A 16,737-nucleotide genomic window follows, 5' to 3' on the forward strand; every position below is an offset into this window, starting at 1 on the left:
GCGATGAACTGCAGACCTTCGCCCGGGATATCGCAGCCGGCGTTGCGCCGGAGCCGCTGCCGATTTTGCACGCGCTGCTTGACACGCTCCCGCAAACCATCGCGTTCGACACCGATCCGACGCACGTTCACACCACCGCTGCCGAAGCCTTTGCGCTCAAGCGCGGGGTCTGCCAGGACATAAGCCACATTTTCATCGCCGCCGCCCGCAGTCTCGGCATCCCCGCGCGATACGTGTCGGGGTATTTTCATCGGGCCGACGGGATGAACGAGCAGCAGGCCGGTCATGCCTGGGCAGAAGCCTATGTCGAGGGCCTCGGCTGGGTCGGTTTCGACGCGACCAACGGGATGTGTCCAACCGACGCCTACTTGCGGGTTGCGGTTGGCCTCGACTATCTGGGCGCCGCCCCGGTGCGCGGCTCGCGGATCGGCGGCGATGGCGAGGGTCTGGATGTGCGGATCCGGGTCCAGCAGGGTCTCATCCAGCAGCAGGAGTGAAGGGCGGCGGGTCGGCCAATGCCCCGGTTCATTCCCCCGTTCATGGGCCGGTGGCCGACCGTCCTTCGGGCAGACTTGCCCCTGTCGCGAATGTCGGCAATGGAGATAATGCGCTGCCGCGCCCTGCGCATAGCCACATGAAAGTCGGGAATGAGATGACCTATTGCTGCGGAATCCTGGTACGCGAGGGCCTCGTCATGATCGCCGACACCCGCACCAATGCCGGGCTCGACAACGTGTCGACCTTCCGCAAGCTGCACGTCTTCAAACAGCCCGGCGAACGCATCATGGCCATCGCCTCGTCCGGTAACCTGTCGATGAGCCAATCGGTTGTCTCCACGATGATCGAGGGCGTGGGCAACAAGGAGACAGGCGAAGTCGAAACGCTGATGAACGCGCCCACGATGTTTCAGGCGGCACAGCGGATCGGACGCGTGGTGCGGGCCATTCACGACGAGGAATCCGCAGCCCTCGCCGCCGCCGACGTGAAGTTTGACGTCTCCTTCCTGTTCGGTGGACAGATCAAGGGCGAGCGCATGCGCCTTTTCATGATCTATTCGGCGGGCAACTTTATCGAATGCACCACCGACACGCCGTATTTGCAGATCGGCGAGCACAAATATGGCAAGCCGGTGCTCGACCGCGCCATAACCTATGGCGTCGATCTTTACGATGCGCTGAAAATCGGTCTTATCTCGATGGACTCGACCATGCGTTCCAATCTCGGCGTCGGTATGCCGATCGATGTCCTCGTGGCAAGGCGCGACGCGTGCGATGCGGAATTGTCATACCGGATCGAACCGGGTGAACCATATTTTCACGATTTGCGAGAACGATGGTCTGCGGCCCTGCGTGCCGCGCATAACGCAATCCCGCGTCCGCCCTATGCCGGCAGCGCCTGACCGCGGGATTTGACGCCACGTTAACCAACGGCTGTGAAACGGCCGGCCGATGACCTCAACCTTGCGAGATTGATGCAAGCCATTGGCAAGTTTTGTCACATAGGTTTTCCGCCAGAAAATCCAGCAATTAGGGAACAATGGCGGTGGCTGAGTCGAATGCGCGTTTCGCCGAAAACGGCGCGCAAGCCAGCTGGGATCGTGCCCGGCTAAGCATCGTCCTGCCAATCAGCGTCATTGTTGCCGTTGCAATTCTGTCGGTTGTGGTAGCCGTCTTCACATCGGCAAAACGCGCCGACGAAGTCTCGCTCGAACACGAAAAGCGGCTGCTGTCGCGCGCCATCGCCAACCACGGCGAGCAGCTCTTGCGAGAGCTGGAGAGCGTTACCGGAAACGAAGAAGCCACGCGTCGCATCCGCGACCAGTTCGACCGCGACTGGGTCCATAACCGCGTCGGCCTTTGGCTCAAGCAGCATTTCGACCACGATTTTGTCCTGGTTTCGGATGGCTCCGACACCCTCACCTATGCCTTGCTCGGTCGCGACAGCATCGATCCGCGCTGGCTCAATGCCATCGTTCCTGAACTTGCACCGACAATCGACTATGTGCGCGGCCGGTCCGGCGACGAGCCAAAAGGCGCAATTCGCATTTCAGAGCCGCGCCGCGCCACCGACACCGGCCATCCGACGCGGGCCACACTGATCCAGCGTTTCCTCGGCCGCCCGGCTGCGGTTGCCGCAACGCTGGTTGCGCCGACCGAACAGGTCGCCGGACCGGAGGCGCGCGCGAACGGACCGCTCGTCATGGCCGTGAAGTTTGTCGACGAAAGCCTGCTGGCCGAGATTGCAGGCAGGCTTCAGCTGACCGGCCTGCGCCTCACCGAGAAGGAACTGGCTCCACCAGGTCAATATAGTCACGAGCTCAGCGACAGCGGCGGGCATACGATCATGAGCCTCACCTGGACGCCAAAACGCCCGGGCTCCGAGATCGTCACAAACGTCATCCCGTTCATCGCGGTGGCATTCGCCGGCTTCGCATTGCTTGCTGCGCTGATCTACGGCTATATGCGCAGAACCGCAGCAGCGATTGCGCAGGGCGAACAACGGCTGCGTTACCTTGCGCTCCACGATCCGCTTTGCGGCCTCCCGAACCGCAACTATTTCGGCGAACGCCTCGAGCAGGTGATCGCCGAAGTGCAAAAGGGTTCCCCGTCGGCCGCGGTCTTTTACATCGACCTCGACCATTTCAAGGACGTCAACGACACCCTCGGTCATCCGGTGGGCGACGAATTGATCCGCAACGTCACTGCGCGCCTTTCCAGTCTCTTGCGGCCGCAAGACCTGGTCAGCCGGCTGGGCGGCGACGAGTTCGCGGTCATCATGACAGGCGGCGCCGATGCAGCGATGCTGCAGCGCACCGCCGAACGGATCATTCAGTCGATCTGCGCGCCATACACCATTGGCGGCCACAATATCCTGATCGGCGCCAGCATCGGCATCGCAACCATCGATCAGAAGTCGGAGGTCGAGGCCGCCGACGTGATGCGTTATGCCGACATGGCGCTCTATCGCGCCAAGAACGAAGGACGCAACCGCGCCTGCATTTACGACGCGGCAATGGACGCCGACCTTTCGGAGCGCAAGCTGATTGAGCGCGACCTCCGCGACGCCATCGCCGCCGACCAGCTCCGGCTCGTTTATCAGCCGATCGTCAACGCCAGCGGCGACACCATCGTTGCGGTCGAAGCGTTGTCGCGCTGGTCTCACCCGGCACGCGGCGACATCGAACCTTCGCGCTTTATTCCGATTGCAGAACATTCCGGGCTCATCATCGGGCTCGGCGAGTGGGTCATGCGGCGCGCGTGTTCGGAGGGAAAATCCTGGCCCGGTATAACCGTGTCTGTAAACGTTTCGCCGCTCCAATTCCGAAGGCCCGATTTCGTCGAAACCGTCGAGCGCATCCTCACCGAAACCGAGTTCGATCCGAGCTGCCTCGAGATCGAACTGACCGAAAGCACGCTGCTCGGCAATGTTGAAAGTGCCGAGGTTGCGATGCATCGCCTCAAGGCGCTCGGTTTGCGTCTGGCGCTCGACGATTTCGGCACCGGCTATTCCTCCCTCGCCTATCTGCGCCGCTTCCCGTTCGACAAGCTCAAGATCGACAAGAGCTTCGTGCGCTCGATCGAGCGCTCGCCCGATGCCGCCGCGATTGTACATGCGATTGTCGGCCTCGGCCGCGGACTTGGCATGAAAGTCACGGCTGAAGGTGTCGAAACCGCAGAACAGCAATTGTTCCTGCGCGCGGCGGGTGTCCATTCGATGCAGGGCTACCGCTTCGGACGGCCCGGCTCACCGACCCTGATTGCCACCCGCCTCGCGATCCCCGCCGCCCACCGCAGCATTGCGCGCGATGCTGCCGCAGCACTTGCCGGCTGATTTCGAAAATCCACCGCGCCAAAGCAGGCATTGCGGAGGCGCGCTCAATCCGTAGGATGCCGGCCGCTCGTGAACGTTACGCGGCAAGAGCACACGCGGATCAGAGACAGGAGTAAGGTATGGCAGCCAAGGTTGCGCTGGTGACGGGTGCGGGATCTGGGATCGGGCGCGCCAGCGCCATCGCCCTGATGAAGGACGGTTTCGACATGGCGCTTGCCGGCCGCCGCAAGGAGCCGCTTGAGGAGGTCGCCAAGGAAGGTCGGGCCATGGGCCGCAAGACACTCGCCGTGCCGACCGACCTGTCCGATCCGGTCCAGATCAAGGCCCTGTTCGCCAAGGTGAAAGACACGTTCGGCCGGCTCGACCTCCTGTTCAACAATGCCGGGATCGGCGCCCCGGCGATGCCGCTCGAGGATCTGCCCCTGGAGAAGTGGCAGGACGTCGTCGCGACCAACCTGACGGGGCCTTTCCTGTGCACGCAGGAGGCCTTCAAGATCATGAAAAGCCAGACACCGCGCGGCGGCCGCATAATTAACAATGGCTCGATCTCGGCGCACACGCCGCGGCCGCTGACCGTGGCCTATACCGCGACCAAGCACGCGGTCACGGGCTTGACCAAATCGACCGCGCTCGACGGGCGCGCCTATGACATCGCCTGCGGCCAGATCGACATCGGCAATGCCGTTTCGCCGCTGACCGAGCGCATGACGCAGGGGATGATGCAGCCGGACGGTTCGGTCCGCGCGGAAGACCGCATGGCGGTCGAGGATGTCGGCCGCGCCGTGGCCTATATGGCGAGCCTGTCGCTGGAGTCGAACGTGCTCTTCATGACCATCAAGGCGACCAAGATGCCGTTCGAGGGCCGCGGCTAGTGGCAGACAGGCCAGCGCGCCTGTTCGTCGATCATTCGCCAGATCACCCGGGCTCCGGCCCGGATGGATTTACACCGCTGAATCTGGTTACTCAGCCGTCGTGACACTCGACATCACCACCCTGTTTGCGGTCACCGTCGTCAGCATGGGCCTGGGCGGCCTATTGCTGCTGTTCGGCTGGCTGCAGTCGCGCGAGACCACGGCGCTGGCATGGTGGGGCGCCGGTTTCCTCCTGTTCGCCCCGGCTACCGCGCTGTTCGGGGCGCGCGGGATCGTTGCGGATGTCTGGTCGGTCCAGGCCGCCAATGCGGTCATGCTTCTGGGCTATGCCCTGATGTGGACCGGGGCAAGGGTTTTCGAGGGCCGCGCACCGCTTCCGCCCCTGATCGGCGCAGGCGCCATGCTCTGGGTCGCAGCCTGCCAGATCGATGCTTTCATGCAATCGGTGCCCGCGCGGGTGGCGCTCGCCTCGCTGCTGGTCGGCGCCTATACCTGCGCCTTCATCTATGAGTTGTGGCGCCGGCGTCGCGACGGATTGCTATCGCGCTGGCCGGTCATGGCGATTGCCGCCGTCCATGTCGCCATCTTCCCGGTCCGCGCGCCGTACCTGATGACGCTGCCATTCCCGCTCACGTCGCCTTCGATCGGCGCCCAAAGCTCGTCGCTCCTGATTTTCGCGCCGCTGCTCTATGCTTTCGCGCTGGCCTTTCTCCTGATGGCGCTGACCAAGGAGCGTGCGGAGCAGCGACAGCGCTACGCCGCGGCCATCGATCCCCTGACCGGGATTCCCAACCGCCGCGGGTTTAGCGAGCGCGCCGAGCGCCAGCTCAGCCGCTCCCAGCGCGACGGCCGGCCGCTGACCCTCCTTCTGTTCGATCTCGACCGGTTCAAGACCATCAACGACCGGTTCGGCCATCGCACCGGGGACGAGGTGCTCACGCTGTTCACGCAATCGGCCGCGCAATCGCTGCGGCCGCTCGATCTCCTTGGCCGGATCGGCGGAGAGGAATTCGTGGCGCTCCTGCCCGACGTCAGCCCTGAAGCCGCGGCCGCAGTCGCCGACCGGATTCGAAAAAATTTCGAGGCCGCCGCGTCCGACGTATCCGGCCTCCCGGTCGCCGCGACGGTCAGCGTCGGAATTTCCTCAACCGCACAGGCCGGCCACGATTTCGACGGTCTTTATGCGATCGCCGATGCCGCGCTTTATCGGGCCAAGCAAAAAGGCCGCAACCGGATCGAGGAAGGCCCCCCCGTCGTGACCGGGCCGCATCTTGGGGTTCTGCCCGCCGGCGCGGCCGAGTGATCACGCCCGCGTGACGCCGCTCATGGTTCCGTGAAGGAACCGGTTCTCCGCCGGTTGCGTTTTCCGGCCGTAGCGATCCATGGAGCGAAGCGATGTCCGCATTCGCAATTCGTCCTCCGGTCTATCTGCACGATGGCGATCCCGTCGCAAGCTCTGTCGACGCCGCGGCGCTCGTGCGCCGCCATGCAACAGCATCCTGCAATTTGACCGCATCTGTTCTGTGCCGCCGGCTCGAAGATATAAAGACCGAGGAAGAAGCCGAGCAACTGGCGCTGGAATTTCGCGCCTGGGCCGCCCGTGAAGGCCTGATCCTGACCCATCCCCGGCGAAGCGCGCTACAGAGCGCCTGATCCAGAACAGACCACGGCACGGCGCTTGAAACGCATTGCCCCTGCCCCGACAATCACAGCGGGGCTTGGAGATCGTAATGCTGGTATTTCAGTCGCTGCTGGGCGCCGTCGCCATTCCGGCGATCGCGTTTACGCTCAGCGAGCGCCATCGCGCGGTGTCGTGGCGGCGCGCCGGTGCCGCAATGGCGCTGACCGCGATCCTCGCCGCCTTGCTGCTGAAAATTCCGGCCCTGCGCGCGGCATTTGCGGCAGCCAATCATGCGTGGACGCCATCGCAGACGCGACTCGCGCCGGCACCGCTTTCGTTTTCGGCTATGTCGGCGGCGGTGCGCTGCCCTTCGATCCGAAAGTTCCCGGCGGCGAATTCATCCTCGCCTTCCAGGCGCTGCCGCTCGTCCTCGTCATGAGCGTCCTGACCACACTGCTGTTCTACTGGCGGATCCTGCCGCCGCTGGTCCGCGGCTTTTCCTGGGCGCTGGAACGCACGCTTGGGGTCGGCGGCGCGGTCGGGTTGTCGACGGCGGCGAATATCTTCGTCGGTATGGTCGAGGCACCGCTCTTCATCCGGCCGTATCTGGCCCGGCTGACGCGCGCCGAATTGTTCATCGTGATGACCGGCGGCATGGCCGGGATCGCGGGCACCGTGCTGGTGCTCTATGCCACGATCCTGCGTCCGCTGGTGCCGGACATCGCCGCGCATCTGTTGATTGCCTCGGTGCTTGGAGCGCCTGCGGCAATCCTGATCAGCGAATTGATGGTGCCCGAGACCGAGACGGACGGCACCGCCGGCGACTATGCAGATCCGCCGCCGGTCGCTGCCTCGACCATGGAGGCGATCGCCAACGGCACCTCCCAGGGGCTCGCCCTCCTGCTCAACATCGTTGCCATGCTGATCGTACTGGTGGCGCTGGTCCATCTCGCCAATGCGATGCTGTCGGTATTGCCGGACATCGCCGGCGCGCCGGTCACCTTGCAACGCATGCTCGGCATCGGGATGGCGCCGGTCTGCTGGCTGATGGGGCTGCCCTGGAACGAGGCGCTGCGCGGCGGCGAACTCATGGGCGTCAAGACCGCGCTCAATGAATTCATCGCCTATATCGAATTGTCCAAGCTGCCGGCGGACGCACTCAGCGAGCGTTCCCGCGTGATCATGGTCTATGCGCTGTGCGGCTTTGCGAATTTCGGATCGCTCGGTATCATGATTGCGGGGCTCACGGTGATGGCGCCCGAACGCCGCGAGGAGATCATCGCGCTCGGACCGAAGACCATCGTCTCGGGGACGCTGGCGACCTGCACGATCGGCGCGATCGTCGGTGTCCTCAGCTAGCGTGACGACGGCTTGTGAGAACGAAAGCCAGGAAGGCCGCCGCGAAGAATCCAACGGCAAGAAAGCCGATGGCGCGATGGAATGCGTGCTCGTAAAGGAGCCCGGCTGCGCCCGAACCCAGCGCCTGCCCAACATACAGGGTCGATGTGTTCAGCGCGACGGTCGCGCTGGCGAGCAAAGGCGCTGCGGTGACAAGCCGCGCCTGTTGCATGGAATTGCCTGCGGTGATGCCAAGCCCGAGCACAAAGACACCGACAGCCATCACGACGAGGATGCCGGTTCCGAGTGCGAAAATGAGCGCGCCGGCCATCATCACGATGATGAAGCAGCCGAGTGTGCGGTTCACGCCCGCAAGCCGCACGATGCGGGTCGCGGCGAGATTGCCGATCAGGCCCGCCACTCCCAGCAATGAAAATAGAAGTCCGCCCGCAGCGGGGCCGCCATCCGCAACCGTCTGCGCCAGCGCCGCCATATAGACGGTGATCGAGAATTGTCCCGACATCTGGAACAGCGTGATCAAGAGGATCAGCATCAGCGTCTTGCTGCGCGCGATATCGACGAAGCTCTGAAGCGACAGCGGATGGCCCTGCAACCCACCCGGCAATGACATCGCATTGAGCGCGGCGCTGAGCGCAGCCGCCGCACCGATCAACAGATAGGTCTCGCGCCAGCCGAAATGCGCCGCCGACAAAGTGATCAGCGGGAGACCGACGGCGATGGCCAGCGACCATCCAAGAAACACGAAGGCGAGCGCCGAGGCGCGGTCTTTTTCCGCAGCAATGAGCGCCATGGTGCTGGCGGCCTGCGGCGTATAGATCGCGACAAAGGCCAGCATCGAAAGCCGCGCCGCGAGGATCGCGGCATAGCTGTCGACGGCGGCCGACAGCACATGACCGGCAGCGACAATCGCAAGGGTACCGCTCATCAGGAGGCGGCGGCCGATGCGGGTGGTCAGCCATGAAACGAGCGGCGATCCGAAGCACAGCACGACTGCGCCATAGGTCACGAGCAAGCCGATGTCGCGTACCGTCACGCCGAGTGCCGCGGACAATTCGGGCAGCATGCCTGCGGGCGCAAGGACCGCCAGACCGGTGATGAAATTCCCGCTGAGCAAGGCCAGACGGGCGGGCAGATGGCTCATGCGGGACGGCACCGGCGGCGGACACGGCCACCATACTTAAAGGGCTGCCAGAAACTTAGCCATGGCCCGGGCTGGCGTTCCGCGCAAGCCCACCATGCACCAATGCCGTGCGCCAGCGGCGCACGCTTTTCTGGCGTGCGGATGCCGTACCGCTCCGATTCGCGTCTCGCCAAGCCTCCGCCTGGCCGCAAACGACGTCCGCCCTAATGCAGCCGGAATACGCCGTCGACGGCCTTCATTTCTGACGGCCGTATCAGCCGCGAATGGGCGACCGTCACCGTATGAAGCACCCCTTCGATCGATGTCTGCCAAAATCGCAGAAACTGGTTGAGCTCGGGAAAGTCAGGGCAAAGGTCGTAGTCCTGCCAGACATAGGTTTGCAGAAGCCATGGGTGGTCCGGCCGCCGGTACAGGATTTCCGCCGTCGTCAGGCCGTAACCATTCACCTGCTTTCTGAAGTCTTCCGAAGGCAAGTTTCTGGATGGCATGTCAGTCCTCTAAAAAGCGATTCTCGCACTTTGCGAGACGGATAGAGTTCAATCCCGAATCAATCCTGACAAGCCTAAAAATTGAATTTCGTTCCTAAAATCAAGCTCTTAGCAGCATCACCCGGCGACTGCTGACAGCCTTACCGATCCAAGATTAACCACTTGACCGACTGCTAGCAGTCCCTCTTGACGAGTGCCAATTTTTTGCGGCACACCCCTTGCGCGCGGACCGGCCGGACCTAGATCGCCGGCAGCCGGGACCGTCCCGGTCGTCCGTCCCCAAATTTTCGTTCCGAAGCACTTATGGAGGATACCCATGAAGTTCCGCCCGCTTCACGACCGCGTCGTCGTCAAGCGCATCGAGTCCGATGAGAAGACCGCCGGCGGCATCATCATCCCGGACACCGCCAAGGAGAAGCCGCAGCAGGGTGAAGTCATTGCCGTGGGCCCCGGCGGCCGCGACGAGAGCGGCAAATTGATCCCGATCGATGTCAAGGTCGGTGACACCGTGCTGTTCGGCAAATGGTCCGGCACCGAGGTCAAGATCGACGGCGTCGAATATCTGATCATGAAAGAGAGCGACATCATGGGCGTGATGGAAGAGACCGTCGCGCGCAAGAAGGCCGCCTGATCCATCAAGCAATAATCTGAGGAACATCAACAATGGCTGCGAAAGACGTCAAATTTTCCGTCGACGCGCGCGAAAAGATGCTGCGCGGCGTCGACACTCTCGCCAATGCGGTGAAGGTCACGCTTGGTCCCAAAGGCCGTAACGTCGTGCTCGACAAGTCGTTCGGCGCGCCGCGCATCACCAAGGACGGTGTGACGGTCGCCAAGGAAATCGAGCTCGAAGACAAGTTCGAGAATATGGGCGCCCAGATGGTGCGCGAAGTCGCCTCGAAGTCGTCGGACTTCGCCGGTGACGGCACCACCACCGCCACCGTCCTTGCCCAGGCCATCGTGAAGGAAGGCGCCAAGTCGGTCGCCGCCGGCATGAACCCGATGGACCTGAAGCGCGGCATCGACCTCGCGGTCGAGGCGGTCGTGGAGCACCTGAAGTCGAACTCCAAGAAGGTGACCTCCAACGACGAAATCGCCCAGGTCGGCACCATTTCCGCCAACGGCGACAAGGAGATCGGCGATTTCCTGGCGAAGGCGATGGCCAAGGTCGGCAATGAAGGCGTGATTACGGTCGAGGAAGCCAAGTCGCTCGAAACCGAACTCGACATCGTCGAGGGCATGCAGTTCGACCGCGGCTACATCTCCCCCTATTTCATCACCAATGCCGACAAGATGCGCACCGAATTCGACGATGCGTATATCCTCGTCTACGAGAAGAAGCTGTCGGGCCTGCAGGAGCTGCTGCCGCTGCTCGAGGCCGTGGTGCAGACCTCGAAGCCCCTCGTCATCATCGCCGAGGAAGTGGAAGGCGAAGCGCTCGCGACCCTCGTTGTCAACAAGCTGCGCGGCGGCCTGAAGGTCGCGGCAGTGAAGGCTCCGGGCTTCGGCGACCGCCGCAAGGCCATGCTGCAGGACATCGCGATCCTGACCGGCGGCCAGGTGATCTCGGAAGACCTCGGCATCAAGCTGGAAAACGTCACGCTCGCCATGCTCGGCCGCGCCAAGAAGGTGCTGATCGAGAAGGAAAACACCACGATCGTGAACGGCGCCGGCAAGAAGGCCGACATCGACGCGCGCGTGGCGCAGATCAAGGCGCAGATCGAGGAAACCACCTCGGACTACGACCGTGAGAAGCTGCAGGAGCGTCTCGCGAAGCTCGCGGGCGGTGTCGCGGTGATCCGCGTCGGCGGCGCGACCGAAGTCGAGGTGAAGGAGCGCAAGGATCGCGTTGACGATGCCATGCACGCCACCCGCGCCGCGGTCGAGGAAGGCATCCTGCCGGGTGGCGGCGTCGCGCTGCTTCGCGCCACCGAGGCCCTGAAGAAGGTCAAGACCCAGAACGACGACCAGAAGACCGGCGTCGAGATCGTGCGCAAGGCGCTGCAGGCTCCGGCCCGTCAGATCGCCATGAACGCGGGCGAGGATGGCTCGGTGATCGTCGGCAAGATCCTGGAGAAGGACCAGTACTCGTTCGGCTTCGATGCGCAGACCGGCGAATATGGAAACATGCTCTCGAAGGGCATCATCGACCCGACCAAGGTCGTGCGTGCGGCGATTCAGAATGCGGCCTCGGTTGCCGGCCTTCTGATCACCACCGAAGCCATGGTCGCCGAGCTGCCGAAGAAGCCGTCGGCGGCGCCGGCGATGCCGGGCGGCGGCATGGGCGGCATGGACTTCTGATCCAGCCGGTCATCAGGACGACAATGCGAAGGGGCCGCGCGAGCGGCCCCTTTTGCTTTGGCTGCGCTCACTCGCGCTTGACTTCAATCCGACCGGGTAGAAGCTGCGCTCATGCAAACGGTTACCCGCGTTCTCACCCCGCCTCACCTCCCGACCGAACGTTTCACCGACGCTACGGCCGCGGTCGCCCGTCTCGAACAGATCTATCGCCGCAACACCGCATTCCTGCGCGAATATTTCGAGGCCTTTGCGGCTGGCAAAACGCTGGCGGGCCGCGTGCGCGCCACCTACCCCTTCGTGCGCATCGCGACCGGCACCCATGCCCGCATGGATTCCCGTCTCTCCTACGGTTTCGTCGCGGGTCCCGGCATCTACGAGACCAGCGTCACACGCCCCGATCTATTCCTGGATTATTTCACCGAACAGATCGAGCTCCTGCTCGCCAATCATCGCGTACCGGTCGAGATCGGCGAATCGCGCGAGCCGATCCCGATCCATTTCGCATACGCCTCCGACATCGGCATTGCCGCGAGTGCGGCGGCCGCCGGGGTGATGACCGAAGCTCCGCCGTTGCGCGATCACTTCGATGTGCCGGACCTCGCCACGATGGACGACGCCATCGCCGACGGCACGCTGCATCTGCCGCCAGATGCGCCGGCCCCGCTCGCCCTCTTTCGCGCGGCGCGCGTCGATTACTCGCTGCACCGGCTGTTTCATTACACCGGCACCGACCCCGAGCATTTCCAGAACTTCGTGATCTTTACCAATTACCAGTTCTACGTGGACGCCTTCGTGCGGATGTGCCGCGAACGCGTCGCGGCCGGCGATTCCGGTTACGACGCCTTCGTCGAGCCGGGCAATACCGTGACGCGCATCGGCGGACCGTCAGGCCAGCCTGTTGCGCCGCTCGCGCGCATGCCGCAAATGCCGGCCTATCATCTCGTCGCGCCAAAGAGCCGCGGCATCACCATGATCAATATCGGCACCGGACCCTCGAATGCCCGCAACATCACCGACCATGTCGCGGTGCTGCGGCCGCATGCCTGGCTGATGCTCGGTCATTGCGCAGGCTTGCGCAATTCGCAGAAGCTCGGCGACTATGTCCTGGCGCATGGCTATGTGCGCGAAGACCACGTTCTCGACGAGGAGCTGCCGCTCTGGGTGCCGGTCCCGGCGCTGGCCGAGATCCAGGTGGCGCTCGAACAGGCGCTCGCCGAAGTCACCGGGCTGACCGGTTACGAGCTCAAGCGCGTCATGCGCACCGGCACGGTCGCGAGCGTGGACAACCGCAACTGGGAGCTTGGCAATCATGCCGCGGTGATTCGCCGGTTGTCGCTGTCGCGCGCAGTCGGACTCGACATGGAGTCCGCAGCAATCGCCGCGAACGGCTTCCGCTTCCGGGTACCATACGGCACGCTCCTCTGCGTCTCCGACAAACCGCTGCATGGCGAAATCAAGCTTGCCGGCATGGCCGCCGAATTTTACCGCCAGCGCGTCGGCCAGCATCTTCAGATCGGCCTTGCCGCGATCGAGAAGCTCAGATCGCAGGAATGGGAGCGGCTGCATTCGCGCAAGCTGCGCAGCTTCGCCGAGGTCGCGTTCCAGTAACTTAAGCGAACAGGAAGTCGCCCTGGTTCGCGGTCAGGATGGCGATGGTGGCCCTCTGGATCGTCAGCGTGTCGCCGTTGCCGAAGTCGATCAGTACAGTCTTGTTGTCGATCTGGGTCAGCAACAGATCAGCGAAGCTGTGCACGCCTGCAACGCCCGTAAGGTCGAGGATATCCTTGCCCCTCTGGTAGTCGACAATGCTGTCTGCGCCGTAGCCGTCCGCGAACACGAAGGTGTCGTTGCCGTTCCCGCCGCGCAGAACATCGTCGCCCGCTCCGCCATTGAGAAGGTCGTTGCCCTTGCCGCCGCGCAGATCGTCGGCGAATGCCGATCCCATCAGGATATCGTCGCCACCCTTTCCGTCGACAAAAGCCAGACCGGTCACCTGCGTCAGTCCAATGAAATTGAACACGTCAGGCGCACCGGTGCCGAGCAGCCCGCGGCCGTTCCCCTGCAGAATCTCGATCGACGAAGCCAAGGCATCGAAACCGGCCAGCGTGACATGGCCGTTGCCGAGAAATTGCAGCGTATCGTTGCCGGCGCCGCTCTCGAAAATATCGAACCGGCCTTCTTTCCCCTTCACCTGGAGGATATCGTCGCCATCGCCTCCGAGCAGGATGTCGTTGGCCTTGCCGCCATTCAGAATGTCGTTGCCGGCATCGCCGAGCAGGATGTCGTCGCCCTTGCCGCCGTCGATGGTGTCGTTGCCGAGCAGCCCCGACAGATCGTCGTCGCCGTTGCCGCCGAGGATGATGTCGTTGAGGCCGGTCGGCAGCGGCTGGCCGGCCACGGTGTTCGTCGCATCGACCAGGTCGCCGGTCTTTGTGCCGACGATGGTGACGCCGATGTCGCTCTCGTCGATGACCTCGACGTCGATGGCGGCGCTGGTCGCGGACCCATGGGCATCGGTCACGGTGATGGTGAGCGTCCGGCTGGGCGTCGGCGCGTCGGAACTGTTGGCATAGGTGAGATTCTCGATCAGCGCCTCGATCGCCGCCGCTGTGGCGGCGCCGGAGAAGTCGACCGTCAGCGTCTCGCCGGCGCCACCATACGCTGAACCGATCGCGATGCCGGCGAAGGTGAGTTGCCCGGTGCCCGCGTTGAAACCGATCTGGCCTGCGCCATTGCCCTGGTTGCGGATCGAGACAATGTCTTCGGCGAGCAGCCCGATGACGGTGAGCGTGCCGCTGAGGAAATTGTCGTCCGGGTCGGTCAGCGTCACGTCCGCGTCGATCAATTGCGGCGTGACGTTGACGGTGTTCTCCGCGAAGGTGACCGTCGCGGTCACGTCCGTCAGCACAGGCGGAGTGTGCTCCGTGGCGCCGATGTCGAGCACGCCGTTCAGCACGCGCGCAAAACCGCGTGAATCGAGCGGCAACGCTTCGGCGGTGTTGGCGTCGCCGTCGAGATCGAAACTGTCGGCGGGCAGGAACGCGGGGTTGCCGGCCCCGATCAGCGGGCTGCCGCCCAGAATGGCGCGGGTCCAGACCGGGCCACCATTGTCGGAGAGCGCGCCGAGCTGTGGGTCGCCGCCGTTGATGATGTTGCCGCCTTGATCGGTGGTGATCGTGACAACGGTGCCGAAGAAGCTCGATCCGGCGTTGAGCGTGCCGAGGTTGCTGACGTCGGAGAACACAAATGCCGTGTTTGCCGCAACAACGGAGTTATGGATGGTGGCTTGCCCTGACGCAGACACGCGGAGTCCGCCGCCACTCGCTCCGCTGCTGTTGCCGGTTATGCTGCTGTTAAGGAACGTCGTATTGACCAAAGACACAACCCCGCCGCCTGCATCGGTAGTATGGTTGTCGTGAATGGTCGCATTAACAAAACTGGCGCTGCCGTTATACATGAACGCGCCGCCACCAAAACTCGAATGATTGCCGGTGAGAGTGGAATTGACAACCGTCAGTGTGCCCACACTGTAGACGCCGCCACCGCCAAATGCGGCCGAGCTGTCCGAAACCGTGCTGTCGATGACAGCGAGTGTTGTGGCAGGAAAAAGCAAGATAGCCCCGCCATAGTCGTTGGCATGCCCCTGTCTCAGCGTCAGGCTGCGCAGCTCGACCTCGGCGCCGGAGCCGCTGATCTGAAAGATCCGTGTCGCATCGTTGCCGGAGATGGTGATGTCGGCCTTGCGGTCGCCGTTGATGTCACCGTTAATCGTGAGGTCCTTGTCCAGCACGAGCTGGCCCTGCTCCAGCACGATGGTCTGGCCAGCGAGGTCCGCCGCGAAGGTGATGGTTTCGCCTGCCTCGGCCCAGGCGATCGCCTCGCGCAGCGACAGGCCGCCGCCGTCGGCGATATCGGCCGCAAGCGAGGCACCGATGTCGTTGCCTGCGGACGCCGAATCGGAGGCAGTGGTCACGACCAGCCCGGACTCGTTTGCGCCGATATCGAGCGCGCCATTTAAAATGCGCGCATTGCCGCGCGCATCGAGCGGCAGGGTCTCGGCGATATTCCCGTCGCTATCCATGTCGAAGCTGTCGAGAGGCAGCAGCGCGGAATTGCCGGCGCCGATCAGCGGACTCCCCGGCAGGATGGCCTGAGTCTGAACCGGACCGCCATTGTCGGCCAGCGCGCCGAGCTTGGGATCGCCGCCGTTGATGATGTTGCCGCCCTGGTCGGTGGTAAGGATGACGGCGGTGCCGAAGAAGCTCGATCCGGCGGCGAACGCAGAGCCTAAATGTGAAACATCGGCAGCGGAAGGGGCCGTATTGCCTGCGATCACCGAGTTGCGGATGCTGATATCAGCGCCTAAAATTCCACCGTTGTTTTGTGCCGCTGTGTTCTCGGTGATCGTGCTGTTCAGCACTGTTAGGGTGCCGACATTCGCAATACCGCCTCCTTGAACCGAAGCGCCGTTGAGATGGACGGTCGCATTGATGAAGCTGGCGGTGGCGGTGCTGAACACGCCGCCACCCGCGTTGGCGTTGTTGCCGGTAATTGTGGAACTGACCGCGGCCAGCACCCCGTCGGCAAAGATGCCGCCGCCACCGAGGGCAAAACTATGCGAGACGGTGCTGTTGATCAGCGTAAGCGTGCTTCCGAAAGCGGTGGCGATTGCTCCGCCAAAGCCCAATGGCACACTGCCCTGTGTCAGCGTCAGGCTGCGCAGTTCGATATCGACGCCAGTCCCGGTGATTAAGAAAATGCGCGTCGCATTGTTGCCGGAGATCGTGATGTCAGCTTTGCGATCGCCGTTCACGTCGCCGTTGATGGTGAGGTCCTTGTTGATCGTGATCTGGCTCGCCAGCGTGATGGTCTGGCCGGCGAGGTCTGCATGGAAAACGATGGTGTCGCCGGCCGCCGCGTCTATAATCGCCTGACGCAGCGAGCCCGCGCCCGAATCCGCATTGCTGGTAACGGTAATGACGGCCATCGCCCGGCTCCCCTGCGATCCCTTAAAAAACGCCCGTGACCAGCGACGCTACATGCGATAACTTGCAACCAGCAGTCCCCATTTGGGGATTGTCGCCGCCGGCGCGGGCATGAGCGCGAGGCCGGGCAACGGCAAAA

Annotated in this window: 12 protein-coding genes and 1 pseudogene; 10 read left to right on the top strand and 3 right to left on the bottom strand. The window is 63.4% G+C overall.

Annotated features, from left to right (window positions below; all coding sequences use genetic code 11):
* The 7 genes and pseudogenes from ACK41X_RS13375 to ACK41X_RS13405 all read left to right on the top strand — a co-directional run.
* Nucleotides 1–497, top strand: a 497-nt coding sequence (locus ACK41X_RS13375; protein ID WP_409723944.1) for a transglutaminase-like domain-containing protein, incomplete at its 5' end; no start/stop codon positions are given.
* A 155-nt stretch (nucleotides 498–652) separates the two neighbouring features.
* On the top strand, nucleotides 653–1,399 hold the full coding sequence (locus ACK41X_RS13380) for a peptidase (protein ID WP_409723995.1): 747 nt from the start codon (nucleotides 653–655) through the stop codon (nucleotides 1,397–1,399).
* A gap of 143 nt (nucleotides 1,400–1,542) precedes the next feature.
* Complete coding sequence (locus tag ACK41X_RS13385) at nucleotides 1,543–3,831, top strand: putative bifunctional diguanylate cyclase/phosphodiesterase (RefSeq protein ID WP_409723946.1); 2,289 nt, start codon at nucleotides 1,543–1,545, stop codon at nucleotides 3,829–3,831.
* Between the two features lie 119 nt (nucleotides 3,832–3,950).
* Nucleotides 3,951–4,703 (top strand): SDR family oxidoreductase, encoded by a 753-nt coding sequence (locus tag ACK41X_RS13390; RefSeq protein WP_409723949.1) that lies wholly within the window; start codon nucleotides 3,951–3,953, stop codon nucleotides 4,701–4,703.
* Nucleotides 4,704–4,803: 100 nt separating this feature from the next.
* Nucleotides 4,804–6,006 carry a GGDEF domain-containing protein gene (locus ACK41X_RS13395; protein ID WP_409723952.1) on the top strand — a complete coding sequence of 401 codons (1,203 nt, stop codon included), beginning with the start codon at nucleotides 4,804–4,806 and terminating at the stop codon, nucleotides 6,004–6,006.
* A 92-nt stretch (nucleotides 6,007–6,098) separates the two neighbouring features.
* Nucleotides 6,099–6,356 (top strand): hypothetical protein, encoded by a 258-nt coding sequence (locus tag ACK41X_RS13400; RefSeq protein WP_409723955.1) that lies wholly within the window; start codon nucleotides 6,099–6,101, stop codon nucleotides 6,354–6,356.
* A 77-nt stretch (nucleotides 6,357–6,433) separates the two neighbouring features.
* Nucleotides 6,434–7,683: pseudogene (locus ACK41X_RS13405) on the top strand (NupC/NupG family nucleoside CNT transporter).
* Here the strand turns inward: ACK41X_RS13405 and ACK41X_RS13410 are convergent.
* Nucleotides 7,676–8,824, bottom strand: coding sequence for an MFS transporter (locus tag ACK41X_RS13410; protein ID WP_409723958.1), 1,149 nt, complete (start codon nucleotides 8,822–8,824; stop codon nucleotides 7,676–7,678). The pseudogene ACK41X_RS13405 and the gene ACK41X_RS13410 sit on opposite strands and share 8 nt — an antisense overlap.
* A gap of 203 nt (nucleotides 8,825–9,027) precedes the next feature.
* Nucleotides 9,028–9,312 carry an usg protein gene (locus ACK41X_RS13415; protein ID WP_409723960.1) on the bottom strand — a complete coding sequence of 95 codons (285 nt, stop codon included), beginning with the start codon at nucleotides 9,310–9,312 and terminating at the stop codon, nucleotides 9,028–9,030.
* Nucleotides 9,313–9,628: 316 nt separating this feature from the next.
* Between ACK41X_RS13415 and groES the strand changes: the two genes are divergently transcribed.
* From groES to ACK41X_RS13430, 3 genes are all read left to right on the top strand, one after another.
* On the top strand, nucleotides 9,629–9,943 hold the full coding sequence (gene groES, locus ACK41X_RS13420) for a co-chaperone GroES (RefSeq protein ID WP_409723962.1): 315 nt from the start codon (nucleotides 9,629–9,631) through the stop codon (nucleotides 9,941–9,943).
* A gap of 32 nt (nucleotides 9,944–9,975) precedes the next feature.
* Nucleotides 9,976–11,613 carry a chaperonin GroEL gene (gene groL / locus ACK41X_RS13425; protein ID WP_409723965.1) on the top strand — a complete coding sequence of 546 codons (1,638 nt, stop codon included), beginning with the start codon at nucleotides 9,976–9,978 and terminating at the stop codon, nucleotides 11,611–11,613.
* Between the two features lie 111 nt (nucleotides 11,614–11,724).
* Nucleotides 11,725–13,221: an AMP nucleosidase gene (locus ACK41X_RS13430; protein ID WP_409723967.1), complete on the top strand. Its 1,497-nt coding sequence runs from the start codon at nucleotides 11,725–11,727 to the stop codon at nucleotides 13,219–13,221.
* A gap of 1 nt (nucleotide 13,222) precedes the next feature.
* Here ACK41X_RS13430 and ACK41X_RS13435 read toward each other — a convergent pair whose 3' ends face one another.
* Complete coding sequence (locus tag ACK41X_RS13435; RefSeq protein WP_409723969.1) at nucleotides 13,223–16,600, bottom strand: beta strand repeat-containing protein; 3,378 nt, start codon at nucleotides 16,598–16,600, stop codon at nucleotides 13,223–13,225.
* Nucleotides 16,601–16,737: the final 137 nt, after the last annotated feature.

The organism is Pseudorhodoplanes sp. (genome assembly GCF_046289595.1).
Classification (GTDB): Bacteria; Pseudomonadota; Alphaproteobacteria; order Rhizobiales; family Xanthobacteraceae; genus Pseudorhodoplanes.

Coding starts and splice junctions, on each gene's coding strand:
- ACK41X_RS13410 (WP_409723958.1), bottom strand. CDS start 8,824: ATGAGCCATCTGCCCGCCCGTCTGGCCTTGCTCAGCGGGAATTTCATC.
- ACK41X_RS13390 (WP_409723949.1), top strand. CDS start 3,951: ATGGCAGCCAAGGTTGCGCTGGTGACGGGTGCGGGATCTGGGATCGGG.
- ACK41X_RS13430 (WP_409723967.1), top strand. CDS start 11,725: ATGCAAACGGTTACCCGCGTTCTCACCCCGCCTCACCTCCCGACCGAA.
- ACK41X_RS13400 (WP_409723955.1), top strand. CDS start 6,099: ATGTCCGCATTCGCAATTCGTCCTCCGGTCTATCTGCACGATGGCGAT.
- ACK41X_RS13435 (WP_409723969.1), bottom strand. CDS start 16,600: ATGGCCGTCATTACCGTTACCAGCAATGCGGATTCGGGCGCGGGCTCG.
- groES (WP_409723962.1), top strand. CDS start 9,629: ATGAAGTTCCGCCCGCTTCACGACCGCGTCGTCGTCAAGCGCATCGAG.
- groL (WP_409723965.1), top strand. CDS start 9,976: ATGGCTGCGAAAGACGTCAAATTTTCCGTCGACGCGCGCGAAAAGATG.
- ACK41X_RS13380 (WP_409723995.1), top strand. CDS start 653: ATGACCTATTGCTGCGGAATCCTGGTACGCGAGGGCCTCGTCATGATC.
- ACK41X_RS13415 (WP_409723960.1), bottom strand. CDS start 9,312: ATGCCATCCAGAAACTTGCCTTCGGAAGACTTCAGAAAGCAGGTGAAT.